The sequence below is a fragment of the uncultured Pseudosulfitobacter sp. genome (genome assembly GCF_963976325.1).
Classification (GTDB): domain Bacteria; phylum Pseudomonadota; class Alphaproteobacteria; order Rhodobacterales; family Rhodobacteraceae; genus Pseudosulfitobacter.
Genome location: NZ_CAXBJW010000005.1, coordinates 70,992 through 97,621, shown reverse-complemented (window position 1 = coordinate 97,621; position 26,630 = coordinate 70,992). Strand labels below are relative to the sequence as shown.

At 61.2% G+C, this 26,630-nt stretch carries 21 protein-coding genes; 7 read left to right on the top strand and 14 right to left on the bottom strand.

Annotation, left to right across the window (positions count from 1 at the left end):
• Position 1 precedes the first annotated feature (1 nt).
• Both AAC077_RS14405 and AAC077_RS14400 read right to left on the bottom strand, forming a co-directional pair.
• Positions 2 to 3,097 (bottom strand): efflux RND transporter permease subunit, encoded by a 3,096-nt coding sequence (locus AAC077_RS14405; protein WP_339770778.1) that lies wholly within the window; start codon positions 3,095 to 3,097, stop codon positions 2 to 4.
• Positions 3,094 to 4,236 carry an efflux RND transporter periplasmic adaptor subunit gene (locus tag AAC077_RS14400; RefSeq protein WP_339770776.1) on the bottom strand — a complete coding sequence of 381 codons (1,143 nt, stop codon included), beginning with the start codon at positions 4,234 to 4,236 and terminating at the stop codon, positions 3,094 to 3,096. The genes AAC077_RS14405 and AAC077_RS14400 overlap by 4 nt, the downstream gene beginning before the upstream one ends.
• A 384-nt stretch (positions 4,237 to 4,620) precedes the next feature.
• Here AAC077_RS14400 and AAC077_RS14395 point away from each other — a divergent pair, with 384 nt between their 5' ends.
• Positions 4,621 to 5,715, top strand: coding sequence for a TRAP transporter substrate-binding protein (locus AAC077_RS14395; RefSeq protein ID WP_339770774.1), 1,095 nt, complete (start codon positions 4,621 to 4,623; stop codon positions 5,713 to 5,715).
• Between the two features lie 76 nt (positions 5,716 to 5,791).
• Here AAC077_RS14395 and AAC077_RS14390 read toward each other — a convergent pair whose 3' ends face one another.
• From AAC077_RS14390 to AAC077_RS14355, 8 genes are all read right to left on the bottom strand, one after another.
• Positions 5,792 to 7,183 carry a TRAP transporter large permease subunit gene (locus tag AAC077_RS14390; RefSeq protein WP_339770772.1) on the bottom strand — a complete coding sequence of 464 codons (1,392 nt, stop codon included), beginning with the start codon at positions 7,181 to 7,183 and terminating at the stop codon, positions 5,792 to 5,794.
• A complete protein-coding gene (locus tag AAC077_RS14385) occupies positions 7,183 to 7,761 on the bottom strand; it encodes a TRAP transporter small permease subunit (protein WP_339770770.1) in 579 nt (192 codons plus the stop codon). The genes AAC077_RS14390 and AAC077_RS14385 overlap by 1 nt, the downstream gene beginning before the upstream one ends.
• A gap of 122 nt (positions 7,762 to 7,883) precedes the next feature.
• Positions 7,884 to 9,167, bottom strand: coding sequence for a TRAP transporter large permease (locus tag AAC077_RS14380; RefSeq protein ID WP_339770769.1), 1,284 nt, complete (start codon positions 9,165 to 9,167; stop codon positions 7,884 to 7,886).
• Positions 9,160 to 9,678, bottom strand: coding sequence for a TRAP transporter small permease (locus AAC077_RS14375; protein WP_339770864.1), 519 nt, complete (start codon positions 9,676 to 9,678; stop codon positions 9,160 to 9,162). Before AAC077_RS14375 ends, AAC077_RS14380 begins: the two co-directional genes overlap by 8 nt.
• 70 nt (positions 9,679 to 9,748) lie before the next feature.
• Positions 9,749 to 10,735 (bottom strand): TRAP transporter substrate-binding protein, encoded by a 987-nt coding sequence (locus tag AAC077_RS14370; protein WP_339770767.1) that lies wholly within the window; start codon positions 10,733 to 10,735, stop codon positions 9,749 to 9,751.
• 145 nt (positions 10,736 to 10,880) lie between these two features.
• Positions 10,881 to 11,531 carry a class I SAM-dependent methyltransferase gene (locus AAC077_RS14365; RefSeq protein WP_339770765.1) on the bottom strand — a complete coding sequence of 217 codons (651 nt, stop codon included), beginning with the start codon at positions 11,529 to 11,531 and terminating at the stop codon, positions 10,881 to 10,883.
• Positions 11,528 to 12,760 (bottom strand): DUF3419 family protein, encoded by a 1,233-nt coding sequence (locus AAC077_RS14360; RefSeq protein ID WP_339770763.1) that lies wholly within the window; start codon positions 12,758 to 12,760, stop codon positions 11,528 to 11,530. Before AAC077_RS14360 ends, AAC077_RS14365 begins: the two co-directional genes overlap by 4 nt.
• A 5-nt stretch (positions 12,761 to 12,765) precedes the next feature.
• Positions 12,766 to 13,578, bottom strand: coding sequence for a UDP-2,3-diacylglucosamine diphosphatase (locus tag AAC077_RS14355; protein WP_339770761.1), 813 nt, complete (start codon positions 13,576 to 13,578; stop codon positions 12,766 to 12,768).
• A gap of 230 nt (positions 13,579 to 13,808) precedes the next feature.
• On the opposite strand from AAC077_RS14355, the gene AAC077_RS14350 reads away from it, so the two are divergent.
• The 4 genes from AAC077_RS14350 (at position 13,809) to AAC077_RS14335 (ending at position 18,913) form a co-directional block, all read left to right on the top strand.
• Positions 13,809 to 14,657: an NAD(P)-dependent oxidoreductase gene (locus AAC077_RS14350; RefSeq protein WP_339770759.1), complete on the top strand. Its 849-nt coding sequence runs from the start codon at positions 13,809 to 13,811 to the stop codon at positions 14,655 to 14,657.
• A gap of 279 nt (positions 14,658 to 14,936) precedes the next feature.
• A complete protein-coding gene (locus AAC077_RS14345; RefSeq protein WP_339770757.1) occupies positions 14,937 to 15,806 on the top strand; it encodes a Hint domain-containing protein in 870 nt (289 codons plus the stop codon).
• Positions 15,807 to 15,970: 164 nt separating this feature from the next.
• Positions 15,971 to 17,194, top strand: a complete 1,224-nt coding sequence (locus AAC077_RS14340; RefSeq protein ID WP_339770755.1) for a tetratricopeptide repeat protein — start codon at positions 15,971 to 15,973, stop codon at positions 17,192 to 17,194.
• Complete coding sequence (locus AAC077_RS14335; protein WP_339770753.1) at positions 17,195 to 18,913, top strand: glycosyltransferase; 1,719 nt, start codon at positions 17,195 to 17,197, stop codon at positions 18,911 to 18,913.
• Between the two features lie 10 nt (positions 18,914 to 18,923).
• Here AAC077_RS14335 and AAC077_RS14330 read toward each other — a convergent pair whose 3' ends face one another.
• The 4 genes from AAC077_RS14330 to AAC077_RS14315 all read right to left on the bottom strand — a co-directional run bounded on the left by AAC077_RS14330 (position 18,924) and on the right by AAC077_RS14315 (position 24,280).
• Positions 18,924 to 19,622 carry a hypothetical protein gene (locus AAC077_RS14330; protein WP_339770751.1) on the bottom strand — a complete coding sequence of 233 codons (699 nt, stop codon included), beginning with the start codon at positions 19,620 to 19,622 and terminating at the stop codon, positions 18,924 to 18,926.
• 116 nt (positions 19,623 to 19,738) lie between these two features.
• Entirely contained in the window at positions 19,739 to 19,876 is a 138-nt protein-coding gene (locus tag AAC077_RS14325; RefSeq protein ID WP_339770749.1) for a hypothetical protein, read from the bottom strand.
• Positions 19,877 to 20,098: 222 nt separating this feature from the next.
• The gene (locus AAC077_RS14320; protein ID WP_339770747.1) at positions 20,099 to 23,161 is read right to left on the bottom strand and encodes a PAS domain S-box protein; all 3,063 of its coding nucleotides are present in this window, start codon (positions 23,159 to 23,161) and stop codon (positions 20,099 to 20,101) included.
• A gap of 342 nt (positions 23,162 to 23,503) precedes the next feature.
• Positions 23,504 to 24,280 (bottom strand): transglutaminase family protein, encoded by a 777-nt coding sequence (locus AAC077_RS14315; RefSeq protein WP_339770745.1) that lies wholly within the window; start codon positions 24,278 to 24,280, stop codon positions 23,504 to 23,506.
• Positions 24,281 to 24,552: 272 nt separating this feature from the next.
• Here AAC077_RS14315 and AAC077_RS14310 point away from each other — a divergent pair, with 272 nt between their 5' ends.
• Both AAC077_RS14310 and AAC077_RS14305 read left to right on the top strand, forming a co-directional pair.
• Positions 24,553 to 26,220, top strand: a complete 1,668-nt coding sequence (locus AAC077_RS14310) for a phosphoethanolamine--lipid A transferase (RefSeq protein ID WP_339770743.1) — start codon at positions 24,553 to 24,555, stop codon at positions 26,218 to 26,220.
• Positions 26,213 to 26,614: a diacylglycerol kinase gene (locus tag AAC077_RS14305; protein ID WP_339770741.1), complete on the top strand. Its 402-nt coding sequence runs from the start codon at positions 26,213 to 26,215 to the stop codon at positions 26,612 to 26,614. Before AAC077_RS14310 ends, AAC077_RS14305 begins: the two co-directional genes overlap by 8 nt.
• The last annotated feature ends 16 nt before the right edge of the window (positions 26,615 to 26,630 follow it).

Sequence of the window (26,630 nt, the reverse complement as noted above, 5' to 3'; positions counted from 1 at the left end):
TTCAGATGCTTTCGGCTGCCTGCAACTCGGATTGCAACCGCGCTTCCTCGTGCGCCTTGGGCGTGGCAAAGCGCGCCAGCAGCAGATAGGCCACCGGCGTCAGGTACAGCGTCGACAGCGTCGCCATGCCCAACCCGCCGACAATGACCCATCCCAGCGCCTCGCGCGCTTCGGCTCCGGCGCCTGCGGACAGGATCAACGGAATGCCGCCCACCACGGTCGAAGTCATGGTCATCATCACAGGCCGCAACCGTATGGTTGACGCCTGCAGGATCGCGTCGTGCACGCTATCGCCCTTGTCGCGCAACTGGTTGGCAAATTCGACAATCAGGATGCCGTTCTTGGCCATGATCCCGATCAGCATCACCAGCCCGATCTGGCTGTAGACGTTCAGGCTTTGCCCCGTCAGCAACAGCGCAAACACCGCACAGGCCAGCCCCAGCGGCACCGTCGCCATGACGACGACCGCCGAAATAAAGCTTTCGAATTGCGCGGACAACACCAGGAACACCACCAGAATGGCAAAGCCGAAGGTCAGGAAGATGCCCGAATTGGTCTGGTCCAGCGTCGCCGCTTCGGCCAGTGGCACGATGCGGTTGTTTTCGGCCAGAACCTCGTCACCGATGTCACGCACCTGCGCCAGCGCATCGCCCAGCGACAGGTCGGGCGTCAGCCCCGCTGTCAATTCAACTGACCGGTTCTGCCCCTCGCGGTCCAGCTCGGGGGCAACGGCGCGTTCTTCCAGTGTCACGAAGCTGGCCAGCGGCACCATCAGATCGTTGCCCGACTGCACAAAGATGTTCTCAAGGTCGCGCGGATCGTTCACAGGGTTCGACGTGGACAGCATTTTCACGTCAAAGCTTTTGTCGTCGATAAACACCGATCCCACCGTGCGTCCGTCCAGCATGGCCTGCAACGCCTGACCCAACCCGGTGATGTCGATCCCCAGATCGGCGGCCAGCGCGCGGTCGATTTGCACGAACAGCTGCGGCTGTGTGCGCTCGTATTCCAACCGGACTTGGCCCATGTCAGGGTTCTGGCCCAGCCGTACGACCATTTCTTCCGCGACTTGGCTCAACTGGTCATAGCTGTCGCCGGTGATCGCAAAGGCCAGCCCGCGCCCCGCGCCGCGAATGCCCAGCGAATTGGGCTGGATGGCAAAGGCGCGCACCCCGATGATCCCGCGCAGCTTGCCGTTGATCTCGCTCACGATGTCCTGCTGGCTGCGGGCGCGGTCTTCCCATTTGGCCAATGTGAACACCATGAACCCGCGGTTGTCCGCGCCAAAGCCGGTGATCGAAAACACGTTGGTCACCTCGCCCGCCTCTTGCATGGGGGCGACGATGCTTTCGATCTCGCGCATTTTGGTGCGGGTGTAATCCAGCGACACACCCTGCGGCGCGGTCACGCTCAGCAAGGCCACCGCGCGATCCTCGGCTGGGGTCAGTTCCTGCCGGATGCCGCCCGCCATCATCGCGGCGGTGGCGGCAACAAGGGCTGCGATCAACACGATTACAAACGGCATCGCCAGCGCGCCGCGCAGGCTGGCTTCGTATATCCGCATCAGCCGGTTGCCCAGCCAGATCATCGGCCCGCGCGCGTTGTCGTCGGGGGCGCGTGTCAGCATACGGCTGGCCAGTACCGGGCACAGGCTAAGCGCCACAACCGACGACAGCAACACCGCCATCGCAAGGGTAAAGCCGAACTCGCGGAACAACCCACCTGCCTGTCCGGGCAGGAACGACAGCGGCACGAACACCGCCGCCAGCGTCGCAGTGGTGGTGACAACGGCAAAGAACACCTGCGACGTGCCGTTCACCGCAGCGGCCCGTGGCCCCATGCCTGCCGCGCGCTGGCGCACGATGTTTTCCAGCACGACGATGGCGTCATCCACCACCATCCCCGTGGCCAGCACCAGCGCCAGCAGCGTCAGGATGTTGACGGAGAACCCTACCATGTAGATTGCGGCAAGCGTCCCGATCAGCGCCACCGGCAAGGTCAGCGTCGGGATCAACGTCGCGCGGAAATCGCGCAGAAACAGGAAGATCACCGCGACCACAATGGCCACAGCCCAGCCCAGCGTTTTCAGCACTTCCTCGATGGAGCCCTGGATAAAGATCGCATCGTCCGAGGTGACGGTAATGGTCACATCCTGCGGAAGGGTCTGGTTCAGCTCGGCCACCACGGCGCGCACGCTTGCGGAAATCTCCAGCGTGTTCGATGTGGCCTGCCGGATCACCCCGATCCCAAGCCCTTGCTGACCATTCGCCCGCAGCACGGTTTCGCCTGAATCCGGGCCAAGGGTGACCGTCGCCACATCGCCGACCTTCACGTCGCGCTTGATCTCCAGCGCCTCGAAGGCGGCGGTTGTGGCCACCGTGGCCGTGGTGCGCACGTTGATCGACTGCCGGTCACCCGCCAGATCACCCGCAGGCGTGTCAAAGGCCAGATTGGACAGTGCCTGCTGCATGTCGCCCAGTGTCAGCCCCCGGCTGGCCAGCTTCAACTGGTCGATGTCGACGCGAAAGATAGGCTCGCGGTCACCGTAGATTTGCAAGTCGGCCACGCCGTCGATGGAAATCAGCCGGTCCTCGATCCGGTCCTGCACGATGGCGGTCAGTTCCTGCGGCGACCGGCCGGCGGATGTGACGGCAATGCGCATCACCGGCTGGGCATTGGCGTCCGCTTTGACAATCTCGGGCTGGTCGGCGGTGTCGGGCAACTGGTTGACGATCCGCGCCACCGCGTCGCGCACGTCTGTGGCAGCCACGTCGATGTCGACGTTGTCGTTGAATTCCAGCGTCACCCGCGACCGGCCAAAGCGAGAGTTGGACGAGATCGACCGCACGCCCGACACACGGCCCACAGCACCTTCGATCCGACCGGTCAGTTCCTGATCCACCGTCTCGGGGGATGCGCCGTCAAAGCGGGTGGTGACCGTGACGACAGGGCGGTCCACGTTCGGCAGCTCGCGGATTTCCGCGCCGAACAGGCCCGCGATACCGGCCAGCACGATCAGCGCATTTAGCACAAAGGCCAGGATCGGCCTGCGCACGAACAGCGCGGTGCCCGATGACGACGATGCCGGTGTGCTCATAGCGTGCCGCCGGGCGCGGTTTCATCCGCCTGCGCCGATGCGTCCTCGCTGCGGGGGCTGACCTCGGCACCGTTGCGCAAGGATTGTACGCCTTCGGTCACAACCGCGTCGTCCGGTCCCAGCCCCTCGGCCCGGACCAGCACGGCGTCGCTGTTGCGCTGGACAATTTCGACAGTGGCCTGGGCGACCTTGCCGTCGCGCACCACCCAGACAAAAGGCCCGTCGCTGGACCATTGCACCGCCAGCGGCGCAATCGACAGCAGGGTTTCACCGGGAAAGCTCAGGTTGACCGAAAATGCCATGCCTGCGCGCAGCAGGTCCGCATCATTGGGCACGCGCCCCTGCACCAAAAGCGTGCGGCTGGCGCGGTCCACGACGCTGTCGATCACGCTGATTTCGCCCTGAAGCTCTGTTCCTGGCTGACCCAGCGGTGTTGCAATGATCGGCTGGCCCACAGCAATCTGGCCCACCACACGCTCCGGCACGCGAAAGTCGATCAAGATGTCCGAGCGGTCGGTGATCGTAACCAGCACATCCTGCGCATTGACGCGATCGCCTTCTTCCAGATCAATGATACCGACCCAGCCGCTGATCGGTGCGGTGATCTGCCGTTGCGACAAATCAAACCGGGCCTGCCGCACCGCCAGTTCGGCACTGCGCAGCGCCAACTGGCTTTCGCGCAGGCGCACTTCGGTCACCGCACCCGAGGTTTCCAGTTGCGCAATGCGCTTGGCCTCGGTGTCGGCGTTTTCAAATTCGATCTCGGCCTGCTCCAGCGCGATCTTTTCCGCCTCGTCCTGCAAGTGCGCGATGATCGCACCCGCTTGCACATAGTGGCCCGAGGCGATGGGCAGTTCAGTGATCGTGCCCACCGCACTGGACCGCACCGTCACCGACCGGCGCGCGCGCCCGTCGCCAATCGCCGTGATCCGGTCGGCGCGGGCCTGTTCGCTGACACGGGCCGTGACAACCGGCACCGCACCGCCGCCGCCGCGCGGGCGACCTTGGGCCGCGGTGTCCTGCGGGGCAGGGGGCGTCATTCCCAGCAGGTCATAGACCCCCAATCGCGTCAAAACGGGCTGCGCGGCCGGCACGTAAGCCACCCACACATAGACCCCCGCAGCGAGGACAAGCAGCATAAGAACAATCTGGCGAAGCGCTTTCATCAACGGTGCTTTCGTCTGGTTGCAGCGAGCGGTATCATGAATAGTCTTTGCGTAAATAGCACGTCAAATCGCTGTGTCCCGCCCCCCGCGCCAAGAGGTCGCGGGCATATGCTGCAATCCGGGCACGCTGCGGCAAGTTTGGCCGGAACCTTTTGGGCGCGGATCTGCATAGATGCTTGATACCACATCCAAAATCCTGCCCGAGCCACAGTGTTACAGTACACGCAAAAAGTGATGTATCAGTTTGCGTTCAACGCATGGACATTCCCCAAGGGCTAGGTCTATCAACGGCTTGAAGCCTGTCAGACAACTTGGTTCAAACAGGCTTAACGGCATTTCAATTCGGGAGGAAACATCGTGGATCGTCGTTCTTTCATTCGTACAGCAGGCGTGTTGGGGGCAGGTGCTGCGGCATCGACACTGGCCGCACCCGCCGTTGCCCAAGGCAACATCACATGGCGCATGGTCACCACATGGCCAAAGAACTTTCCGGGTCTGGGCGTGGGCGCACAGCGTCTGGCCGACCGCATCACCGCCGCGTCCGGTGGCCGCCTGACCGTTCAGGTCTATTCGGCAGGCGAACTGGTGCCGCCGCTGCAATCGCTGGACGCTGTCATCGACGGCACAGCCGAGATGAGCCACGGCGCCGCCTATTACTGGCAGAACAAATCGCCCGCCCTGTCGTTCTTTACCGGCGTGCCCTACGGCATGACCACGCCCGAGCTGACCGCATGGGTCCGCTTCCTGGGCGGTCAGGAAATCTGGGACGAAATCTATGACCAGTTCGGCGTTCAGGGCTTCTTGTCCGGCAACACCGGCACGCAGGCCGGCGGCTGGTTCCGCGACGAGCTGAAAAGCGTCGAGGACGTCAAAGGCATTCGTTTCCGCACACCCGGTCTGGGTGGTCGCGTCTGGGAAAAACTGGGCGCAACCGTCACCAACATGGCGGCCGGCGAAATCTTCCAGGCGCTGCAATCGGGCACGCTGGACGCGGCCGAATTCGTGGGCCCCTACAACGATCTGGCGCTGGGCTTCCATCAGGTCGCCAAGAACTACTACATGCCGTCCTTCGTTGAACCGGGGCTGGCGACCGAGCTGGTCGTGGACAAGAAAAAGTACCAGGACCTGCCCGACGACCTGCAAGCGATCATTCGTGACGTCAGCCAGGCGGAATACGATCAGGTTGCATCCGACTTTGTCGCCAACGATCCGCGTGCTCTGAAAACGCTGGTCGATGACCATGGCGTGATCGTGCGTGCCTTCCCCGACGACATCATGGAAGCCGGTGCCAAGGCGTCGGTCGAAGTGATCGAGGAGCTGCGCAACAGCGACGACCCGCTGGTGAAAAAGACCACGGAAAGCTTCATCGAGGCGCTGAACCTGGTGCGCGTCCGCACCGAAACCATCGACTCGCCGCTGGTGGCAGCACGTCAGAAGTATCTGAAGTACTGATCCCAAGCGATCCTGACAAAACGAAAAGGCCCGGTGGAAACACCGGGCCTTTTTGCATTTCGGGGGATGTGATCGCCTAGCTGGCGATCAACCTTGGCAGCCATGTGACCAGTTCGGGGAAGGCAAACAGGATCGCAATCGCCACGATCTGCAACATCACGAAGGGCAGGATGCCTTTGTAGATCGCGCTGGTCGGCAGCTCGGCCGGGGCCACGCCGCGAAGGTAGAACAGCGCAAAGCCGAACGGCGGCGTCAGGAACGAGGTTTGCAGGTTCACACCCACCATCACACCCAGCCACACCGGATCGACATCCAGCGCCAGCAATACCGGCGCTGTGATCGGGATCACGATGAAAATGATCTCGAAGGTGTCCAGAATGAACCCCAGGAAGAACATGATCACCATCACCACGGCCACAGCCGCCAGCTTGCCGCCGGGCAGGTTGCTTAGGAATTCATGCACCAGATTGTCGCCGCCCATCATGCGGAAAACGACGGAAAACACCGATGCGCCCAACAGGATGATAAAGACCATGCTGGTGATCGTCGCGGTCGAGATCACGGTTTGCTGCAACACGCCAAAGGACAACCGCCAGCGCATCGCCGCCAAAATCATCGCGCCCACGGCCCCCACGGACGCCGCTTCGGTCGGGGTGGCGATACCGCCCAGGATTGAACCGAGAACGGCAAGGATCAACAGCAACGGCGGCACCAGGGCCACAAAGACCTCTCGCAGCAGGTGCTTCTTTTCTTCCGCAGGCACGGGCGTGGCAGGGCAGGATTCGGGGTCGGTCACGGCCTTGAACAGCACGAACAACAGATACAGAACAATCAGCAGGATGCCCGGCAACAGCGCACCGGCGAACAGGTCACCCACGGACACCGGCGTGGGGGCAAAGTTGCCCTTGGCCATCTGCACCTGGCTGTTGATGCCTGACAGCATGTCGCCCATGAAAATCAGCACGGTTGACGGCGGCACGATCTGCCCCAACGTCCCGCTGGCACAGATCACGCCCGTGGCCAGCTTGGGGTCATACCCCGCCCGCAACATTGCAGGCAACGAGATCAGGCCCATGGTGACCACAGTCGCACCAACCACACCGGTCGAGGCCGCCAGCATCGCGCCCACCAGCACCACCGAAAACCCTAGCCCGCCGCGCATGTTGCCAAACAGCTTGCCCATGGTCAGCAGCAACTGCTCGGCAATCTGGCTGCGCTCCAGCATCACGCCCATGAAGATGAACAAGGGCACGGCAACCAGCACTTCGTTGGTCATGAACCCGATATAGCGGTTGGGCAGGGAGCCGAAGTTCGACGGATCGAACACCCCAAACGCCAACCCAAGGCTGCCGAACAGCAACGACGTACCGGCCAGCGTAAAGGCCACCGGAAAGCCCAGCAGCAAAAAGCCGATAACGCCAAAAAACATCAACGCGGCGAGAAGCTCGCCAATCATCACCGGGTCCATCAAACGGCTCCTTCGGGGTGGTCTGCCGCGATGCGGTCTGCACTGTATTGGATCGACGCGGGCACCAGATGCACGTTGCCGGTCAGGATCAGGATCGACCGGATGATCATTGCCACGCCTTGCAACGCGATCAGCGCGGCAAAGACGATGATGAAGGATTTCAGGATAAACAGCCAAGGCATCCCGCCGACGTTCGCGGACGCTTCCTGATAGGTCCAGGCGCGTTGCACGAAGGGCATCGAATAGGCGTAGACGATCCACATGAACGGCATCAGAAACAGGACAACACCGATCAGATCGGTGATCGCGCGGGTTTTCATCTTGGCGGGGCGATAGAAAATATCCACCCGCACGTGGTCATCACGCAACAGCGCGAAACCGGCCACGGCCGTGAACATCGCCCCGTTCAGCCAGATATACAGATCCTGCATCCACACGTAGCTGGTGGCGAACAGATACCGTTGTACGACGACGGTGAAACACACAACAACGATGCCCAGCGACAGCCAGGCGAATGTTTTGCCTACCACCAGGTTAATGGCGCAAATCAGCGCCGCGACCCTTCCCAGAAAACGCATCTTTCCTCCCCCTTAACGTGAACAAGCCCTTGGCTCAGTCAATCAAAGTGCGGCACCCGAATGTCAAGATGCCGAACACCGGACCGCCTGCATGCAGGGACCTTTATCCATCACATGTCCGTTCAAAACCCGCTGATCCGTGGCAACCACGTGCTTAGGAACGGCACAAAGGTCAGCAACATCAGCACGACAAAGTTCGCCAGAAAGAAAGGCGGCATTTCACGGATCAGCGTGGCAGGCCGCAGATTGGCGGCTGATGACACGACAAAGATCAGACTGCCCACAGGCGGCGTTGTCAGCCCCAGCGTCAGGTTCACGATCACCACGATGGCAAAGTGATCGGGCGCAATCCCCAGCGCGTGGCTGATCGGGGCCAGAATGGGCACCAGGATCATCACACCCGGCAAGGGGTCCATGAACAGGCCAAACAGCAGCATCAACACGTTGACCGCCAGCAGGAACAGAATGGGCGACAGGTTCCACGAGATGATCGTCTCGGCCAGGAACTGCGGCACGCCCTCGATCACCAGAACCCAGGCAAAGGCCCGTGCCGCGCCCAAAATCAGCAGCACGGCGGCGCTGATCAGGGCAGCGCGCAGGATGATCGCGGGCAGGTCGCGCAGGCGCAGGGCGCGGTAGATGAACATGCCGCAGAACAGCGCGTAGAACACCGCGATCACCGACGCTTCGGTGGGGGTGAAAATACCGCCGCGAATACCACCGACGATCAGCACAATCAGCCCCAGCGCGGGCAGCGCCATCGCCGTGGTGCGCAGCATCTGCGCCTTGGCGGGGCGCGGTTCGGTGCTGCGGTAGTTGCGTTTCCAGCTGACATAGCCATTCGTTGCAAGGTTGCCCAAGGCCAGCAACAGCCCCGGAATAACCCCCGCCATGAACAGCGAGCCCACCGACACTTCCTGATCTTGCAGGGCGTAGATGATCATCACGATCGACGGTGGAATGATCGGCCCCACAACTGCGCTGGAAATGGTCAGCGCACCGGCATAGGGCCGGTCGTACCCGCCCTTTTCCATCATGCGGATCATCATCGCCCCCGGCCCCGCCGCATCAGCCAAAGCCGAGCCGGAAATGCCCGCAAACATGGTGGACGAGATGACGTTGGCATAGCCCAGCCCGCCGCGCAAATGCCCCACAAACTGCGAGGCAAAGCGCAACAGCGTATGCGTGATCGCCCCGCCGGTCATGATCTCGGCCGCCAGAATAAAGAACGGCACCGCCAGCAGCGGAAAACTGTCCAGCCCCGAAAACATCTCTTTCACCACGACAATCTCGGGGTAAGAGCTGCCGAATGCGATGGCCAGAAACACCGAGATTGCCATGGCAAAGGCCACCGGCAGGCCAAGGATCATCAGCCCAAAGAGGGATATAAACAGGATTTCAGCCATTGGCAGCTCCGGGCGCGGCATCGGAGGCGCCTTGTTCCTGCTTGTACAACCCGGCTTGAATGAACGGCTTGGCGATCAGCAAGAGATGGACAATCAACAGGCTGAACCCGACGGGCATCGCCGCATAGACATATTGAAACGACAGACGCAGGGCAGGGGTTTGCTGAAACCGCGCGCGCTGCATGTATTGCCAGCCGACATAAACCATAAAGGCAAAGAAGATCAGCAGCACCAACACGATGGCCGCGCGCAAGATCTGTTGCGACCGGGTGCCGATGAAATCGTGCAGGTTGGTGATGGCCACATGCCCACCCATACGCAGCGCCAGACCCGCCCCCAGAAAGGTCATCCAGATCATCAGATACCGCGCGGCCTCGTCTGCCCAAGGCAGCGAATGGTTCGTGGTATAGCGCAACGCAACATTGGCCCCCACGATCAGTGTCATGGACCCCAGCAGCCCGATCACCGCCAGTTCGTTCAGCGACACGAAAATTCGTTCGATCCTGCGCATCATGTTCTCCGGGAATGAAAAAGCGGCCGAAAGCCTGTGCGCTTCGGCCGCTTTTGTGTCGTCGTGCGGGTTACTCTGTCGCCGAAATGCGGTCGATCAGGTCCTTGCCGTATGTCTCATAGTAGCCTTCATAGGCGCTTTCCACCGACGCGCGGAACGCGGCCTTTTGCTCTTCGGACAGCTCATTGACTTCCATGCCGCGCTCTTGCAGCGTCTCGACGCCGCTGGTTTCCACATCGTCCACATAGGCGCGCATGGCGACAACCGCTTCGGTTGCACCTTCTTCAAAGGCGGCCTTGTCTTCGTCCGACAGGGTGTCCCAGAACGGTTTCGACACCAGCAACATGGCGGGCGAATAGACATGGCCCGACAGCGTCAGGTATTTCTGCACTTCGTTCAGCTTGGCCGACACGATCACCGACAGCGGGTTTTCCTGACCGTCGATGGTGCCCTGTTGCAGCGCGCCGATCACTTCGGGCCATGCCATCGGTGTGGGGGCCGCACCCAGCGCGTTGAACGCTGACAGGTGAACGGGGTTTTCCATGGTCCGCAGCTTCATGCCCGCCAGATCTTCGGGCGTTTCAATCGGGTTGCGGTTGTTGGTGATGTGGCGAAAGCCTTGTTCGCCCCAAGCGATGGCAACCAGACCGGCATCGTCGAATTCCGCCAGGATTTCCTGACCGATCGGGCCGTCCAGAACGTGACGCGCGTGCTCAAGGCTGCGGAACAGGAACGGGATGTCGGTCACGCCGGTGGCGGGCACAAAGTTGCTGAGCGTGCCGGTGGACACGATGGTCGCCTCGACAGTGCCCAGTTGCAGCCCTTCGACCACTTCACGCTCACCGCCCAGACCGGACGACGGGAAATGGCGGAACTTGAACTTGCCATCTGTCTTGGCCTCGACCACCTCTTGCCACTTGTCCGCGGCGACGCCGTAATGCGAATCCGGTGCCAGCGCATAGCCCAGTTTCACTTCGGTTTCGGCAGCAACTGCGCCCGCTGCAAGCGTGGCAACGACGGCAACCGCAGCCGTCTGGCGAATCTTGTTGAAAAACATCTTTTCCCTCCTCCAAGGTCACTTGAGTTTGGGCGATTGCTATCCCGCGCCCTGACCATTGGCAATGGCCGACGCGGCGTTTTAAATATCGGCTAAGACGCTGCAATGCAGCGAAAATCAGGCACAGACGCGACGGAGGTTTGCCCTAATCCGCCAGTGTTCTACGGGTCAGAACGCCATAGCGCGCATAGTCGCGATAAAGTGGCTCAAAGCGCAACGTCAGATTGTTTTGCGCAGCAATGGCTTGCATCTGTGCGTGCAGTCCGACACGCGGCGTCACATGAAACCGTGCGAGCCACGCTTGCAGCAATTGGCGAAAGCTGCGGGGCAGGCCGCTCTGGTCGCCAAAATCCAGCACATGCAACGCGCCGCCCGGTGCCAACTGCGCCGCCGCCATGCGCAGCGCGGCCTGCCAGTCAGGGATCATCGACAGACTGTAGGACAACACCACGCGGTCAAAACCCTGCGCGCCGAACAGCGCCGGACCGTCAAAATCGCAGGCATCCCCGCGCACCAGCGTCGCCCGCGGGCCCAGCTTGGCCTGCGCGCTCAGCAGCATCTGCGTCGAGATATCCAGCCCGAACAACGCGCAGCCGGGATAGCGGTCGGCAATGCAGGCCAGATTGCGCCCGGTGCCGCATCCGATTTCCAGCACCCGACCGCCCGGCGGCGGCGCAAGATCGGCAACCAGCCGGTCACGGCCCAGCAGGTAGTAGCGCCGCGTGATGTCATAGATCAGCCGCTGGTAACGATAGGTGCTGTCCATCAGCTCGGCATGAGACACCGTATCGGTCATTGTTGCGCGCCTTTCAGCTTGTACAGGTGAAATCCGCCGTAGATCGCCGACCGGTCGCGGGCAAAGCAGGCCAGCGACGTGTCGCGCTGGTACTGCCACAGGTCCAGCAGTTCGGGCGCCACCCGCCCGGGCAGGATGTCGTCGGCCCCGCCCGTGCGGAAAATCACCCGCGCGCCGGGCCGCGCCGTGCGGGTGATCTGTTGCCACAGCGCGTTCAGTTGCACGTTGTTCATCCAGTCCTGCGCATCCAGCAGCACAAAGGCATCCAGCGACGCGGGGTCCCGCTCGGCCAGCAGGTCAGTCATTGACCGGTTCAGGAACGTCACGTTGGCCGCCCCGTCTGCTACGGTTTCAAAATGCTGCGCCTCAAGGTAGGGCGGCACTGAACGCGGTGTGCCGGGCTCGTAACTGCGGCCAAAGGCTTGCCAGGCAAAGTAATTGTCGCGGATCGGAAAATCGCAGGCCAGCTTGCGCACGCGTTCCTTGAGCACCACCAGAACGTCGCCGTCCCCATCGGCAGCCAGCTTGTCATATTGCGCCGGCGGAATGCCCAGACCGAACAGCGACGCCCGCCGCCGCGCCAGCCACCGCACCGGACGCGCGTCCAGCAGCGGCGCGATGCGGGTGTCGTGGAACTGTTTTTGCGCCTTCAGGCTTGGCGCTTCCAGCAGCGGACGGTAATCCAGACCGGCGAGCCACGACACGCCATGCACCAGACCCAGAAACCGGCCCAGCAGGCCGAATTTGTGCAAGCCGCGCGCGAACATGGTGATCCGGCGGCGGCCCATCACGCGGCTCTCCCAAAAGGCGCGAGTGTCGCTGTCCAGCACCGGGGCCAGTTTGCGGTCGTAAATGTCCACATTGGCGGCACCGTCGCCCCGCCCGAAGAACGCGAAAAACTGTGCTTGGGACAGATGCGTCGCCGCCGCCACCTTCAGCCGCCCCAGCGCCACATGTGCAGGCGACAGATCCACCGCGGTTACCGATCCGGGTTGCGCGGTCAGATAGGACATCGCGTTGCACCCGCCCGACGCGATGCAGAACACATCCTGCCCCGGTTGCAGGTCCAGCGCCGCCATGTCCACCACCGGATCTTCCCAGATCTGCGGATAGACCAGCCCCTGAAACAGCCGTGAAAAGATCCGTTCCAGAAAACCGGTCGAGTTCAGCGCCGCATTCTGGTGAACGGCAGCGCCCAGTTGGTCTGCAATGTTGGGAATATCGGTCATAGGGGCTATGCCACCTCTTTGTCTTTGGTCAGGGTATCCGTGCGGCGTGCCATGCGCCGTTTTGGGGGCCGGGCGTCGCGGGCGCGCATGAAGCCGGCCCAATCCAGCAGCCGCAGCGTGCCGTCTGCGTCTTCGACCACGGCCGTGCAGCTTTCGACCCAATCGCCGGTGTTGATGTAATCCAGCCCGTCGATCTTGCGGATGCACGCGCTGTGGATGTGCCCGCAGACCACACCGTCAAAGCCATTGCGCCGCGCCTCGTCGGCCAGAACGTGTTCGTATTCGCTGATAAAGCTGACGGCTTGTTTGACCTGATGCTTGGCCCATTTGGACAACGACCAGTATTGCCCGCCCCACAGCCGTTTCATGCGGTTCAGCCAGGTGTTCAGCCAAAGGGCAAATCCATAGGCGCGGTCGCCCAGATGGGCCAGCCATTTGGCATTGACCACGATGCTGTCGAATTGGTCGCCATGGGTCACCAGCAACCTGCGGCCATCCGCCGTGACATGGGGCGCTGTTTTCACCACCTCGACACCGCCGAAATGGGTGCCCGGATAAGCACGCAACACCTCGTCGTGGTTGCCGGGGATGTAGAAAATCCTGGCCCCGTCATGCGCCCGCGCCAGCAGCTCTTGCACCACGTCATTGTGGCTTTGCGGCCAGAACCAGCCGCGCCGCAACCGCCATGCGTCGATGATGTCACCGATCAGATAGATCGTATCGGCCTGATTGTTCGACAGGAAATCCAGCAGGATCTCTGCCTGACATCCGGGTGTTCCCAAATGAACGTCGGATATAAAAATTGTCCGGTGCCGCATTGACCCGTCCGCGTCTGATCTCTGTTGCCAGCGGCTTAGTGCAGCTACGCATCGGAAATGTGACAGTCTGCAAATTTCAGGCCGGGCTGGCGGGGACGGGCCGACCGCAGTTGCATTGCGCAAGGGGGGCACGGTAGGTGTTGGAGGACAAGCCGAAAGGTACCGCCTGTGACCCACAGCAACCCGATCTTGATGTCCCGCACGCGCCCCACGCAATTGGCCGTCGCACCATGAGCCGCATCCTGATCACCGGCGCCACCGGCTTTGTCGGGCTGCCCGTGGCGCAGCAACTGGCGGCTCTCGGGCACGACATCACCTGTGTCATCCGCGCCGGGTCCGAGGCGCGGCTCGAAGGGGTGCAGGCGCAGATCGTGACATGTGACGACCTGTTTGCCCAAAGCGCGGATTGGTGGGCGCAGCAGATGGCCGACATTGACACCGTTGTGCATCTGGCATGGTACGCCGAGCCGGGCAAATACCTGACAAGCGTGCGCAATCTTGACTGCCTGACCGGCACATTGGCCATGGCCAAGGGCGCGACAGAGGCCGGGGTGCGCCGTTTTGTGGGCGCAGGCACCTGTTTTGAATACGACCTGTCGGTGGGACATCTTTCGGTCGACACGCCACTGGCCCCCGAAACTCCTTATGCAGCGGCCAAGGTTGCGGCTTTTACCATGCTGACTGCATGGTGCGCCACCGCTGGCATCGCATTCCTTTGGGCGCGGCTGTTCTACCTGTACGGCGATCGCGAGGATGCGCGGCGGCTGGTGCCGCAATTGCACAACAAACTGGCGCGCGGCGTGCCGGTCGACCTGACGCGCGGCACCGCCTTGCGTGACTATATCGACGTACAAGACGCGGCGGCGCTGCTGGTCAAGGACATCACCGGCACGCGGACCGGTCCCACCAACATTTGCAGCGGGCAGGGGGTGACCATCCGTGCACTGGCCGAAGGCATCGCCGACCAATATGGCCGCCGCGACCTGCTGAACTTCGGGGCCTATCCCGAGAACCTGACCGATCCACCGGTGATCGTCGGGGTGCGCAATGACGATAACCTATCCACAAGTGACGGCTAAGGTTGCTTTACACACCTCCTCGTTCACAAGCGGGCGGTGGGGCCTTGCAATCAAGCCAACGCACGTCAAACTACATCCCCCAATACCTAATCCGCCTATCTTAACGTCGAGAATGTGACAGGACTTTCACGTGAAGCACCGTGTTGCGCCTTCTCCAGAACGCAGGCTTGCGGAGTGGCCAGAAAACTTGAATCAGTCAGGGAACTGTGCAACCAGTTGTTAACGGTAATGCGGCATTCAGCCGGCCGATCTCACGACATGCATTAGGATATACCCAGAATGGCAAGTTTTACGGCAACCAAGTCAATCACCTATTCTAAAACAGATGCACAAGCCCCGTCTGTTCAGGACGGTCCTTTCAATCTCGACGATGGTGATGCGGATACAACTTTCGAGCTGGGTGACACCACCACGGCGGGCGGTTTTCCGATCTCTTATATCGGCACCATGGTGATCGACGGTGTGACCTGGCCAGTCTTTGAATACACTGACTTTCCGGATTTCGTGACTGTTTTTATGACACAAGACCCCGTGAGCACTCCCGCGAGCCTGGCGTTGAACTCAGGAGATGTCTATGCAGTTCCGTGCTTTGCCAAGGACACGATGATTGCCACATCCGCTGGTGAAGTCGCAGTTCAGGATCTGCAAATCGGTGATTGTCTGATCACGGCAGATGGCGCCGAAACCCGCGTCAAATGGGTCGGCCACCGCACCATTATGCCGATGTTCGGTCTGGCCAAGCGCAACGAGCCGGTCAAGATCGCCGCAGGCGCGCTGGGCGAAAATGTCCCCACACGTGATCTGGTCGTCACCGCAGACCACGGCATGATCCTGAACGATCTGATCATCAATGCGTCGGCTTTGGTCAACGGCACCAGCATCCGCTTTGTGAAGCCTGCCGAACTGGACACCCACTTTACCGTCTATCACATCGAGACCACCGCCCATGATGCGATCCTGGCCAATGGTGCGGCCTCCGAGACGTTTGTCGACTATGTGACCCGCCAGTCTTTTGACAATTATCAGGAATACCTGGACCTGTACGGCGACGAGCTGCCCATCGCGGAAATGGACCGCCCGCGTGTGTCCGCAGCGCGGCTGTTGCCGCCCGCGATCCGCGCATGGCTGGACGCGCGTCAGGTCGCATGATCTGATCCTTGCCACATTGAAAGCCCGGACCGCATCCCGTGGTCCGGGCTTTTTCATGACCGCGGCCCATGCATACGTGAACCGCGGGGGTTGAGTCCGCTGCGCGAACCTGAAAACGTCTGCCGCAGACGACACTCCCCTTTTTTGCCTTAGGCTCCCAGTCCATGCCCGACGCCACTTCCTTTGATTGCAAGGCCGCTCTGACATCCCATCTGATCGCGGCGCGTGATATTCTGGTGGCACCGCACAGGTTGGAGGCGTCAGACAACCCGGTGCGCATGGGCGTTGTCGCCGCATTGCGCAGTCTTGGCGCACAGGCACAGGCGATCCCGCTGTATGACGCTGTGCTGGCGACGGCACCTGACTTTCAACCGGCCTTGATCGGGCGTGTCGATGCCAGCATGGCGGCGGGCGATCTTCAGGCGGCGTTGTCCTATATCACCGCCGCCCTGGCGGTGATGCCGGGTGATGCGGCGCTGCTTTTGAAACGGGCCACGGCGCTGCGGACGCTGGGACAGACGGCACAGGCCCAACAGGTGCTGGGCGCGCTGGCGACCGATCCCGCGACCACGCTGCAACAAAAACTGGCCGTCGCACGCGGGCTGATGGCGGTGCGGGATTTTGCCGGGGCCGACCGCATCTTTGCACAGGTGCTGGCGAAAAACCCAAAGGCCGAACCGGCATGGATCGGCAGGGCGGACGTGGCGCTGGCCATGGGCGACCCACCTCTTGCAATCGCGCGGTGCGAGCTGGGGCTGGAACAGCTTGGTGCAAACAGCGCATTGCAGCAAAAGCTGGCCAATGCCCTGCAACGCATTGGCCGCACCGACGAGGCGATCGGGATTTTGCAGACCTTGCTGCGTCAGGCCCCCCACAGCACGGCGGTGCAGGTCGCGCTGGCCGCTGCCCTGCGCGCGGTGGGCCGGTCGGACGAGGCGGCCGCGATCTATACGGCGATCCTGGACCTGACCCCGTCGCATCGCGGTGCCCTGACAGCACAGATCGAAATGGCGCTGCTGGCCGGTGACATGGACGCAGGGCTGGCGGCCTGCGATCTGGCGCTGTCCCGTCTGGGGGCCGACGACCCCGAGATTGCGCGCCGCAAGGGGCAGATCTTGCTGCAATCGGGGCAACCCGCCGAAGCTTTTGCCGTGTTGTCCGCCCTGCGGTCCGACGCGCCGCCCGCATCGCCCGTACATCTGCAAGCCGCGCGCGCCGCACTGGATGCCGGGGAGGTGGCCGCGGCGCAGGCGATCTTTACCGAAATCCTGCAATCCGACCCCACCAACACCCAAGCCATCCTGGGTTTGGCCGAACTGGCCGAGACACGCGGCGATGTCGTGGGGGCGATGGAGCTGCTGGAACAGCACATTCAGGCGGCGGACTGAATGGACCGCCCAAAACCGACCCTGCGCGCTGCCGATCCCGACATCGTGCTGAAATACTGTGACCTTGCGCTGAAGCTTGACCAGTCGGACCGCGCACAGGCGGTGCTGGCGAAGGCGACGCAGCGGCTGGAACATTGGTCATCCCCGCAACTTCTGCGGCTGATGCAGGTCGCGGAAAAGAACCGCGATTTCAAACTGGCCGCTGCGGCCTTTGCCGAAGCCACGGCGCGTGACACGGTATCATTGCCCTTGGCGACCTATGCGGTGAAGCTGGCGCATACCGCTGCCGACGCAAACCTGCTGGTCGGAGTGCGCCACTGGCTGGAAACGCACCTGCCGGAAAACGAGATTGCACGGTTCCGGTTGCAAAGTGACCTGTTGCTGGACGGCCCCGACGTGGCGCTGGCCCGTGCGCGTGCGGCGCGGGTCAAGATGCGCGCGCCGAACGAGGCCGCCGATCTGGTCGAGGTTCTGTTTCAGGCGGGCAAACGCAAAACCGTTCTGCGCTACCTGGGCTTTTGCCGTCGCCGCTGGCCCAATTCGTTCCGTTTTCTGGCGCTGCTGACCACCGCCTACCAACGCTTTGGCGCGCCGCAACAGGCGCTGGACCTGCTGGCCGCCTCTGCCGATCCGCTCAGCGCGCGGGTGCTGCGGATGCGCCTGCACATCCTGCTGGAAAGCAATCAGTTGGAAAAGGCCGACGCGTTGATTGCCCAAGCGGGCGACATCGGGGCCGCGTTGCTGAACCCGTTCCAGATGATGCGGCTGAAACTGGGCCGTGGCGAGATTGACGCCGCCAACGCGCTGGCGCGTGTGGTGTCGTCGGGCATGGGGCGGGGCGGCGGTGCCAATTCCAAGTTTCGCGCGACCCACATCGGCGCCTTGCTGAACGAGGCGCAGTTGTTCCTGCGCTCGAACGACGGCTTGTCGCCCGATATGTCGCCCGAGCTTGAGCGGGTGTTCTTTCACCCCGCCAAGCTGGCGCTGGACCGCTGGCAAGGCACCGTGCCGACGGGCGCGGCACCTGCCGGTGCCCCCGACATTCCGCGCCGCGTCCTGCAATACTGGGACACCGCCACCATCCCACCCGAGGTCGCGGCGGTCATGCAAAGCTGGCAGGATCTGCCGGGCTATACCTATCATCGCTACGACAAGGCGGGCGCCATCACCTTTCTCAAGGACCGCTTTGACGCGGCCCACGTACAGGCGTTTCGGATGGCCAACAACGTGGCCGAAGAATGCGATTTCCTGCGGCTGTGCCTGCTGCTGGCAGATGGCGGCATTTACACCGACGCCGATGACATGCTGGTGGGGGATATTGATGCCCTGCGGGTGCTGGGGCGCGGGGTCGTGCTGTTTCGCGAACCTGTGATCGGGTCGATTGCCAACAACCTGATGATGGCGCGTGCCGGTCACCCGCTGTTGCAAATTGCCGTGGACATGGCGCGCGCATCCCTGCTGGCGCGCGAGAACGACAACACATGGGCCAAGACGGGGCCGGGTCTGATCTCGCGGGCGACAGCCGCCTATATCGCGCAGACTCCCGCCGATCAGGTGCCGCAAAACCTGTGCCTGCTGCCAGGCTATGTGGCGTCCACGCAAATTCAGGCGCATGTGCGGCTGCCCTACAAGGCGACGCCGGCCTATTGGAACAGCAACGACGGCGCGACCCCGCCCGAATTGCGTAAGGTGCTGCACGCCATGGCCGCGACCGTCTAAAGCCGGCGGGCTAAAGTTCGGGCAGGCACACGCCTGTATAATATTTGTTGGTCTGGTTCAGCATCCGCGATGGGCGGTTCGGCGGGCGGCAGGCCACCACGGACAGCCCGTCGCGGTTGCCCGGCGCATAGGCAAGGGTGGCTCCTTTGGGGTCAAGGCTGGCGGTTTCGCCGGGGGCCAGGGTCACCTGTTGCGCGCAGGGGGTTGGGTTTTGCTCGTCCGGCGCGCACAGGCCGACCACAATCGGAAAATCACAGGTGTTGCTGACCCGGCTGGGCTGTGTTTCGCCGCGCACCCCTTGGGTGCATTGGTTTACATCCGCCCGCAGGGCTATCATGGAGTACGACCCCGTCACGCGGTAAAGCAGCGGTGGCAGCGCAAAGGCGGTGACCATCGAAATCACCACCACCGCCCAGACGGGTATACGCCGCGGACGGTCCTGACGCTCGAACACAAAATACAAGAAAAACCCCACGAACAGGCCCAGAAATACCATGCCTTCGGTGACTTCGGGCAGAAAGGGGATCGTGCGCCAGAACCGGGCAATCATGTCAAAGAAAGGGGGGCCGACATAGGCCACCAGTGACCCGAACAGAACCGAGGCCCACAACGGCATCGGGCGCCGCGGATCGCGGCGCACAGGGACACGGCGTGACAGGATCGCGGCCAGAATGCCAAGGACGACCCCGCTTGCACTGATTTCTGGCATCGCCAACCCTTGGAATTGATCTGGGGGTCAGCGTGCCCGAATGCACGGCTTTGCACAATAGATAGTGACTGGCGGAAGGGACCCCCTCTGCGCGAAGGGGCCCGGTCCGGATGTGGTTACTTGGGCTTCTTGCCCCCGATTGACAGGTCGTTCTTGCCCGACAGCGAATTGGCTGTCGCCAGAACTTTTGGCTTTTCCTGTTTGGGTTTCTTGGTTTCTTTATTGCCGCGCTTGCTGTTGTTGCCTTTGGCCATGGAATGTCCTTCCAAAATGCAGCGATCCGGTGCCACAATGGCACAGGCCTGGCTGCGGTCGATCATCGCCTGCCCGTCATAAGGCCCGCGATGCTGTCTTCTGATTTCGAGTGGTGTCGTCTTGTGATCGCGTCGGCGCGTCGTTTGGTCGTGACTACAATATATACGTCTTCAAGCGCAAATTCGAGCACCCCCAAGAAATATTTCTGGGCAAGCCGGCCTTCAAAGCGGCAGCTTGATCCAGAAATCGCTGCCTTCACCCACGACCGAATGCAGGCCCACGGTGCCGTTCATCTGCTCGGCCATCGCCTTGGCAATGGACAGGCCAAGACCGGTGCCGCCGATGCTGCTGGAATCCGACGAATCCACCCGGAAGAACTGTTCAAAAATCTGCTCATGCAGCGCCGCGGGGATGCCACACCCTTGGTCAACGATGTGGACGGTCACGTCGTCGTCGGTTGTGGCCACCGCAACCTCGACCTTGCCTTCGGGATCGGAAAACTTGATCGCGTTCGAGATAAAGTTCGACATGATCTGCACAAACCGGTCCCGGTCCACCAGGATATCGACGCCCGGCACATCCGAGGTCAGCGCAAGCGCAATCCCGTGGCTGTTGGCAAAGCCCTGGTTGTCGGAAATCACCTGTTCCAGCAGCGGCTCAAGCGGGTGGCGGGCCATGTTGAACCGCATCTTGCCCGAGATCATCCGGTCGATGTCCAGCATATCGTCGATCAGCTTGCGCAGCCGGTCGCTGTTGCGCAGCGATACCGACACCATCTTTTTTACCTTGTCGGGCAAGGCCCCGATCATCCCGCTGTCAATCAGCTTCAAAGACCCCTGAATAGATGTCAGCGGCGTGCGCAGTTCGTGGTTGATGGTCGAGATGAACTCCTTGGTCATCCGCTCGATCCGTTTGCGTTCTGTGATGTCGCGCGCGATGCCGACAAACACCTTTTGGCCATCGCGCCGAATTTCGGCAAAGGCGAATTCCAGCGGGAAATCCGCCCCCGATTTGCGCCGCCCCTGAATCTCGCGGGCCACACGCTTGTCGGCGTCGCTTAAACCTCTGTACTCCTGAATAAGCGCAGCCAGTTGTTCGGTGTTGCCGCCGTCCAGAAGCACGCTGAAATGCCGCCCAAGCACTTCGGCCTCGCGATATCCGAATATGTTTTCAGCAGCAGTGTTGAACGACAGGATTGCCCCCTGAAGATCAATGGTGATGATACCGTCGACGATGTTGTTCAGCACCGTTTCGGTGTGTTCGGCCAGCTCTCGGATCTCGATTTCGGTCTGCCTGTCTTCGGTCACGTCAAAATTGATGCCGGTGATCCGTGTCGGGCGTTTCTGGTCATCGAACACCACCCTGGACACACTTTTGACGATACGCTCACCACGGGTCTTGTGATGGATGCGATATTCGTCCTCCAGCACATTGTCGTTGGGGCTGAGCGCCAGTTCAAGCAACTGCTGGTTGCGCGATACATCATCGACATGAACGGCGTTTTTCCAGACGTCGACATTGATTTCTGTCCCGGGTTCTACGCCAAAGATATCGTAAACGGTGTCATCCCAAAACGTCGTGTCCGTCTCGATGTTCCACTCCCAGACGCCGATGTGGCCCGCGTCCAGCGCCAGCGCCAGCCGCTCCAAGGTACGCTCCAGCTTGGTTGCGCTTTCTTTCAGTTCGGTGACATCCGTGAGTACCGCCATATAGCCGTTGACCCGTCCCCGATAGTCATGCAGCGCACTGCACGAAACTTCGGTCCAGAACTCTTGGCCCGTGCGCGTATAGTGCAGGATTTCGGCCTCGAAATCCTGTTCAAGCGCCAGCGCGGCGTTCAGTTGCGCGACGGTTTCCATATCGGTCTTGGGGCCATACAGAAAGCTGGCCGGCCTCTTGCCCATGACCTCATCCGACGCAAAACCGGTCATCCGGGTTAAGCCGTCATTGATCCATTCGATGCGTCCGCGCACATCGGTGATAATCACACCGTTTGTGGTCTGGCTGGCCACCTGCGACAGCCGCTTTAGCTGGGCGGTGCGCAGGCGCACGCGTTTTTCCAGCGTGTCCTTCAGGTCGGACAGCACAGCAAAGTCATGCGCGATCTGTGCGCTCATTTCCCGCAACGAGGTCGACAGCATCTCGTATTCCTGAATGTTGCTTTTGGGAAAGGTCGGCGGGCTTTGGTCGCCTGCGGAAATCGCCTGACTGACCCGGCTGCTCAGTTGTGCAAGATTGCGAATGGTGCGGGTCGTCATCATGCTAAGCATTTGCACCAGCAAGGTCGAAAACAGCATGATCACCGCAAGTGCAAACATGTCGTTCCGGCTGCTTTGGGCTAGTTTCGCCACCATCGGTGCGACGGCACTTTCGGCGGTGATCACATAGGGCGCTCCGTCGATGTCAAGCGGCAGAGATTTGACAAAGCGGCCGGCTGCGGTGCGTTGTAATTCAGCCATATCGCCTTGCGGTTCCCACCGTTGCATCCCTTCTCCGGCGTCGACCGTCTGTTGTTCAAAGCTGCGAAGCGTTCCGTGTTGGGCGACAAGGTTGCCCTGCGGGTCCAGAATGCCAACCGTAACCCCCGTCTTGCTGTCGATCAAAGCATCGACCTTGGCCGCGGCGCGGTCCAGCGTGGATTGCAAATCAGCCCCACCCGAACCGCCGTCTATCACCTGTTTCAGGTCTTCTCGGGTCAGCAACAGCACCAGTTGCAGCGTTTCCGAAACCTTTAGCCTTTCGGTCGCAAACAGGTCGCGGCTGCCCAACACAATCAGCGCGGCCCCGACCACCGTCACCAGAAACATAAGCACCGCAAAGACGACGCCCGTATAGGACACGCCCAGCTTCGGGTGGTTGCGACCTATCGGGCTTAGCGCCAACCCCACCACGATGAACGTCGCAATCGAGGCATTCATCACACCGTTGGCAGATTGCTTAAGCGCGATCATCACCGCCGAGTCCAGCGGCAGATCCAGCGGTTTCCAATACAATATGGCAACCAGGGGCCCGCCGATCACCAGCCAGAACGCGGCATCCGACAGCACCAGATTGTTGATCCGCCGCATGGTCAGCCTGACGCACAGGATCTCAAGCGTCATGATCAGCAGGACGTAAGGATGGCCCCAGTTGAACCAAGTGTAGGCGCCTGCCACCGCCGCCACGATCAGGCCGGGCAGCAGGCCCAGAAACTGAAGCGCCAGCAATGCGGCGACCGATCCGAAAATGAACGCAACCGAGAAGGAAATGGCCAGTTCGAAATAGATGCCGGCAAGCGCGGCCATGGACAGCAACACAGTTGCAATCAGGGTTTGGACAGGGACGGTCGAACTGCCTCGTCTCATATTTTGCACGGCCTCAAAGAACTAAGTTTTGTTAAAGTTTCTTGCCCGCCGTTGTTTGCGGGAGGTTTTGTTTGACTTTCCCTTGGTCTGGCTGCGCCGCCAAGGGCACAAACGTGCTGTAACCCTAGAAAACGATGACCTGTTGCCTGATCTCGACATACGGCAAGACCTGCAAGTCATCTGACTGGGATAGGCGGCGCACCCTGGTTTTGCACCAAATGCCATAGGTGATTTATGCGCCGCGACGGCGCCCCAAGCGTCTAAGCCACAGTCACTGCGCGCCTAGGTTCGCATCACCTGAACCGACTGATACAGCATTTCGGCCGGCGCCTGGGAATCCAGAAACGCGATGTCATAGGCATCGCGGCCCACGGCGATCACTGCCGTACTGTCGGCGCTGCACATGCCGGTGGCGTCGACCAGATGCCATTTTCCGTCCAGCCAGACCTCGGTCATGGCATGGAAATCGGGGGGCGTCACATCGGGGCTGAATGCTGCGACCATCCGCGCCGGTATCTGCGCGGCCCGGACCATTGCGCACATCAGGTGGGCATAATCGCGGCACACGCCCTGACGGCCGGCAAAGGTTTCCAGCACGTTGGTGTCCGCGTCCGAACTGCCCGGCACATAGGTCAGGTTTTCTTCGATCCAGTTGCGGATCGCCGCGACCTTCTGACCACCCGACAGGTTGCCAAAGCGACGCTCGACAAAGGTCACGAACTTGTCCGACTGACAATAGCGCGACGGGCGCAGATAGGGGGCAACCGGCCCCGGGATCAGATGCGCGGGCACCGCGTCCAATCGCTCCAGCACAGCGGGGGGGCGGGTAATCTCGACCTGAGCGTGATAGTTCATGGTCAGTTCGGTCCACGGCACCTGCGCCCAGATCCGTTCGCCCACATCCGAATCTCCCGCAATGCGGTTGATGGGAATATCGCCCAGATACAGGTTTTCGTGCAGCACGTCCTGACCGTCATAGCGCGCCGCCTCGATGGCCAGAAAAATGGTGTTGGGCCGCATGAAACGGTATTGCATCGCAACGTCGATCTGAATGCGCATCCTGTGTCCCTTCTGGCCTTGATCTGTCAAGCTGTCAGAAGACCTCCGGTGTCTTCCGCTTTTGCGCCTAGCGTGTCGTGGCACATGCCGCAACGCGTGAAGCGGGTGCAGCGCATGTGCTTTCATGAACTTATTTCGAAACGTGGGATTTTCGAGCACAGTTGCTGGGGTTTCCAGATTTTAACGCGAAAACACGCAAAATATTCACCCGTAAGCTTCGCGTAAGCTTCGGGTGGTCAACCGCACACAATTAAACTGTGCGGAAGCTCCCAATGATCTCTCTCCAAACCCTTAGAACCCGACTGTCCGACCTGCGCGGCGCGATAGCAATCTCGCCGCTGTTGCTGACGGTTCTGACCATCGCCTTTGTCTTTGTTGCCGACAACGGGACTTTCTGGTCCACGGCCACACAGATCTTCTCGGGGCATCCGTTGTCCTATGCAGGCTACATGCTGGCGGTGTTTTCCCTGACGCTGGCGCTGTTCAGCCTGTTCGCCTATCCGTGGACGGTCAAGCCGTTCCTGGGCTTTATCGTCATCCTCAGCGCCATCACTTCCTATTACGTCGACGCGCTGGGCGTGATCATCGACCGCGACATGATCCAGAATGTCATGGTGACCACAATTGCGGAATCGCGTCACCTGATCACGGCGGGTTTCGTGATCCACGTGCTGATCTATGGCGTGCTGCCGGCACTGGTGCTGGTCTGGGTCCGCATCAAACCGCTGGGTCGCATCCGCACGGCGGTCATGCCGGTGATGACCTGCGTGGTCAGTTTGGCGTTGGCCGCAGGGTTGCTGATGGCCGACCTGAAATCCTATTCCTCGATCCTGCGCGAGCGTAAGGATTTCATGAGCAGCTACCAGCCCGGCGCACCGCTGGTCGGTGCGATCCGCTATGCGCGCATGGTGTCACATACGACAAACGTAGAAGTCGCCAGCATCGGCACCGACGCGCACAAGGGGCCGGCCTATGACGGGGCCACCAAACCCATGCTGACCATCGTCGTGGCCGGCGAAACCGCGCGCGCCCAGAACTTCAGCCTGAACGGCTATGGCGTTGACACCAACCCCGAGCTGGCAAAGCTGCCGATCATCAACTTTACCAACGCCCATTCCTGCGGGACCGCCACAGCCGTGTCGCTGCCTTGCATGTTCTCGAAATACACCCGGGATGAGTATTCCTATGAAAAGGGCATCTCGACCGAAAACGTGCTGGACGTGATCCAGCACGCCGGTCTGAACGTGGCGTGGTGGGACAACAACACCGGCGACAAGGGCAACGCGAAACGCATCGACATGCGGTCCTTCACCAACGAACAGGACCCCCGTTTTTGCGATGCGGGCGAATGCATCGACGGCGTGTTCATGGACGCGCTGAGGGCCTATGCCGACAGCATCACCGAAGACACCGTTCTGGTGCTGCACCAGATGGGCAGCCACGGGCCGACCTACTACCTGCGCTATCCGCCGGAATTCGCGCGCTTTGCCCCGTCGTGCAACACCGCTGAATTCAAAAGCTGCACGCCCGAGGAAATCACCAACGCCTATGACAACACAATCGCCTACACCGATCACATCCTGGCCCAGACCATCGACCTGCTGAATGCCCACGACCGGCTGGCCACGTCGCTGATCTATATGTCGGACCACGGGGAATCGCTGGGTGAAAGCGGGTTGTACCTGCACGGCTCGCCCTATTTCATGGCGCCCGAGCAGCAAACCCATGTCCCGATGATCCTGTGGATGTCCGAGGCGTACAAGAACCGCTTTGGCATTGATGAATCCTGTGTCGCCGACCAGAAGGACAAGCTGCTGTCCCATGACAACCTGTTCCACTCGCTGTTGGGGATGCTTGACATTCAAACCGCCGAACGCGATCCCGAACTGGACATCTTCGCGGCATGCAAACTGAAAACGCAGGTGGCCGTAAATGAATAGCAACACCCAAACCCCGCGCCAAAAGCCCGCCCGTGTCAGCGGTGTGGCCCATGTGTTCGCCGCCGCAGGCTATTCTGTGGGAGGCTTACGAAGACTGTGGCAGGAGACCGCGTTTCGGCATATTGTGACGGCTCTGCCCGTCTGCGGTGTGCTTCTATATGCCGTGGGCGCAAGCTTTATTGACTATTGCGTCCTACTGATCCTGTTTTCCTGCCTCATCGCGGTCGAGGCGTTGAACACGGCAATCGAATGTATTGTCGACCATCTGGCCCCCCAATGGGAGGAGTTCGCACGCGACGCAAAAGACCTTGGGTCGCTTGCGACGATGTGCCTTCTTTTTGCCAATGGTGTTTTTCTGGTCGCAGTTGTCCTACGTTCCTATGTATTGGCCTGATGTCCTGACCTGAAAG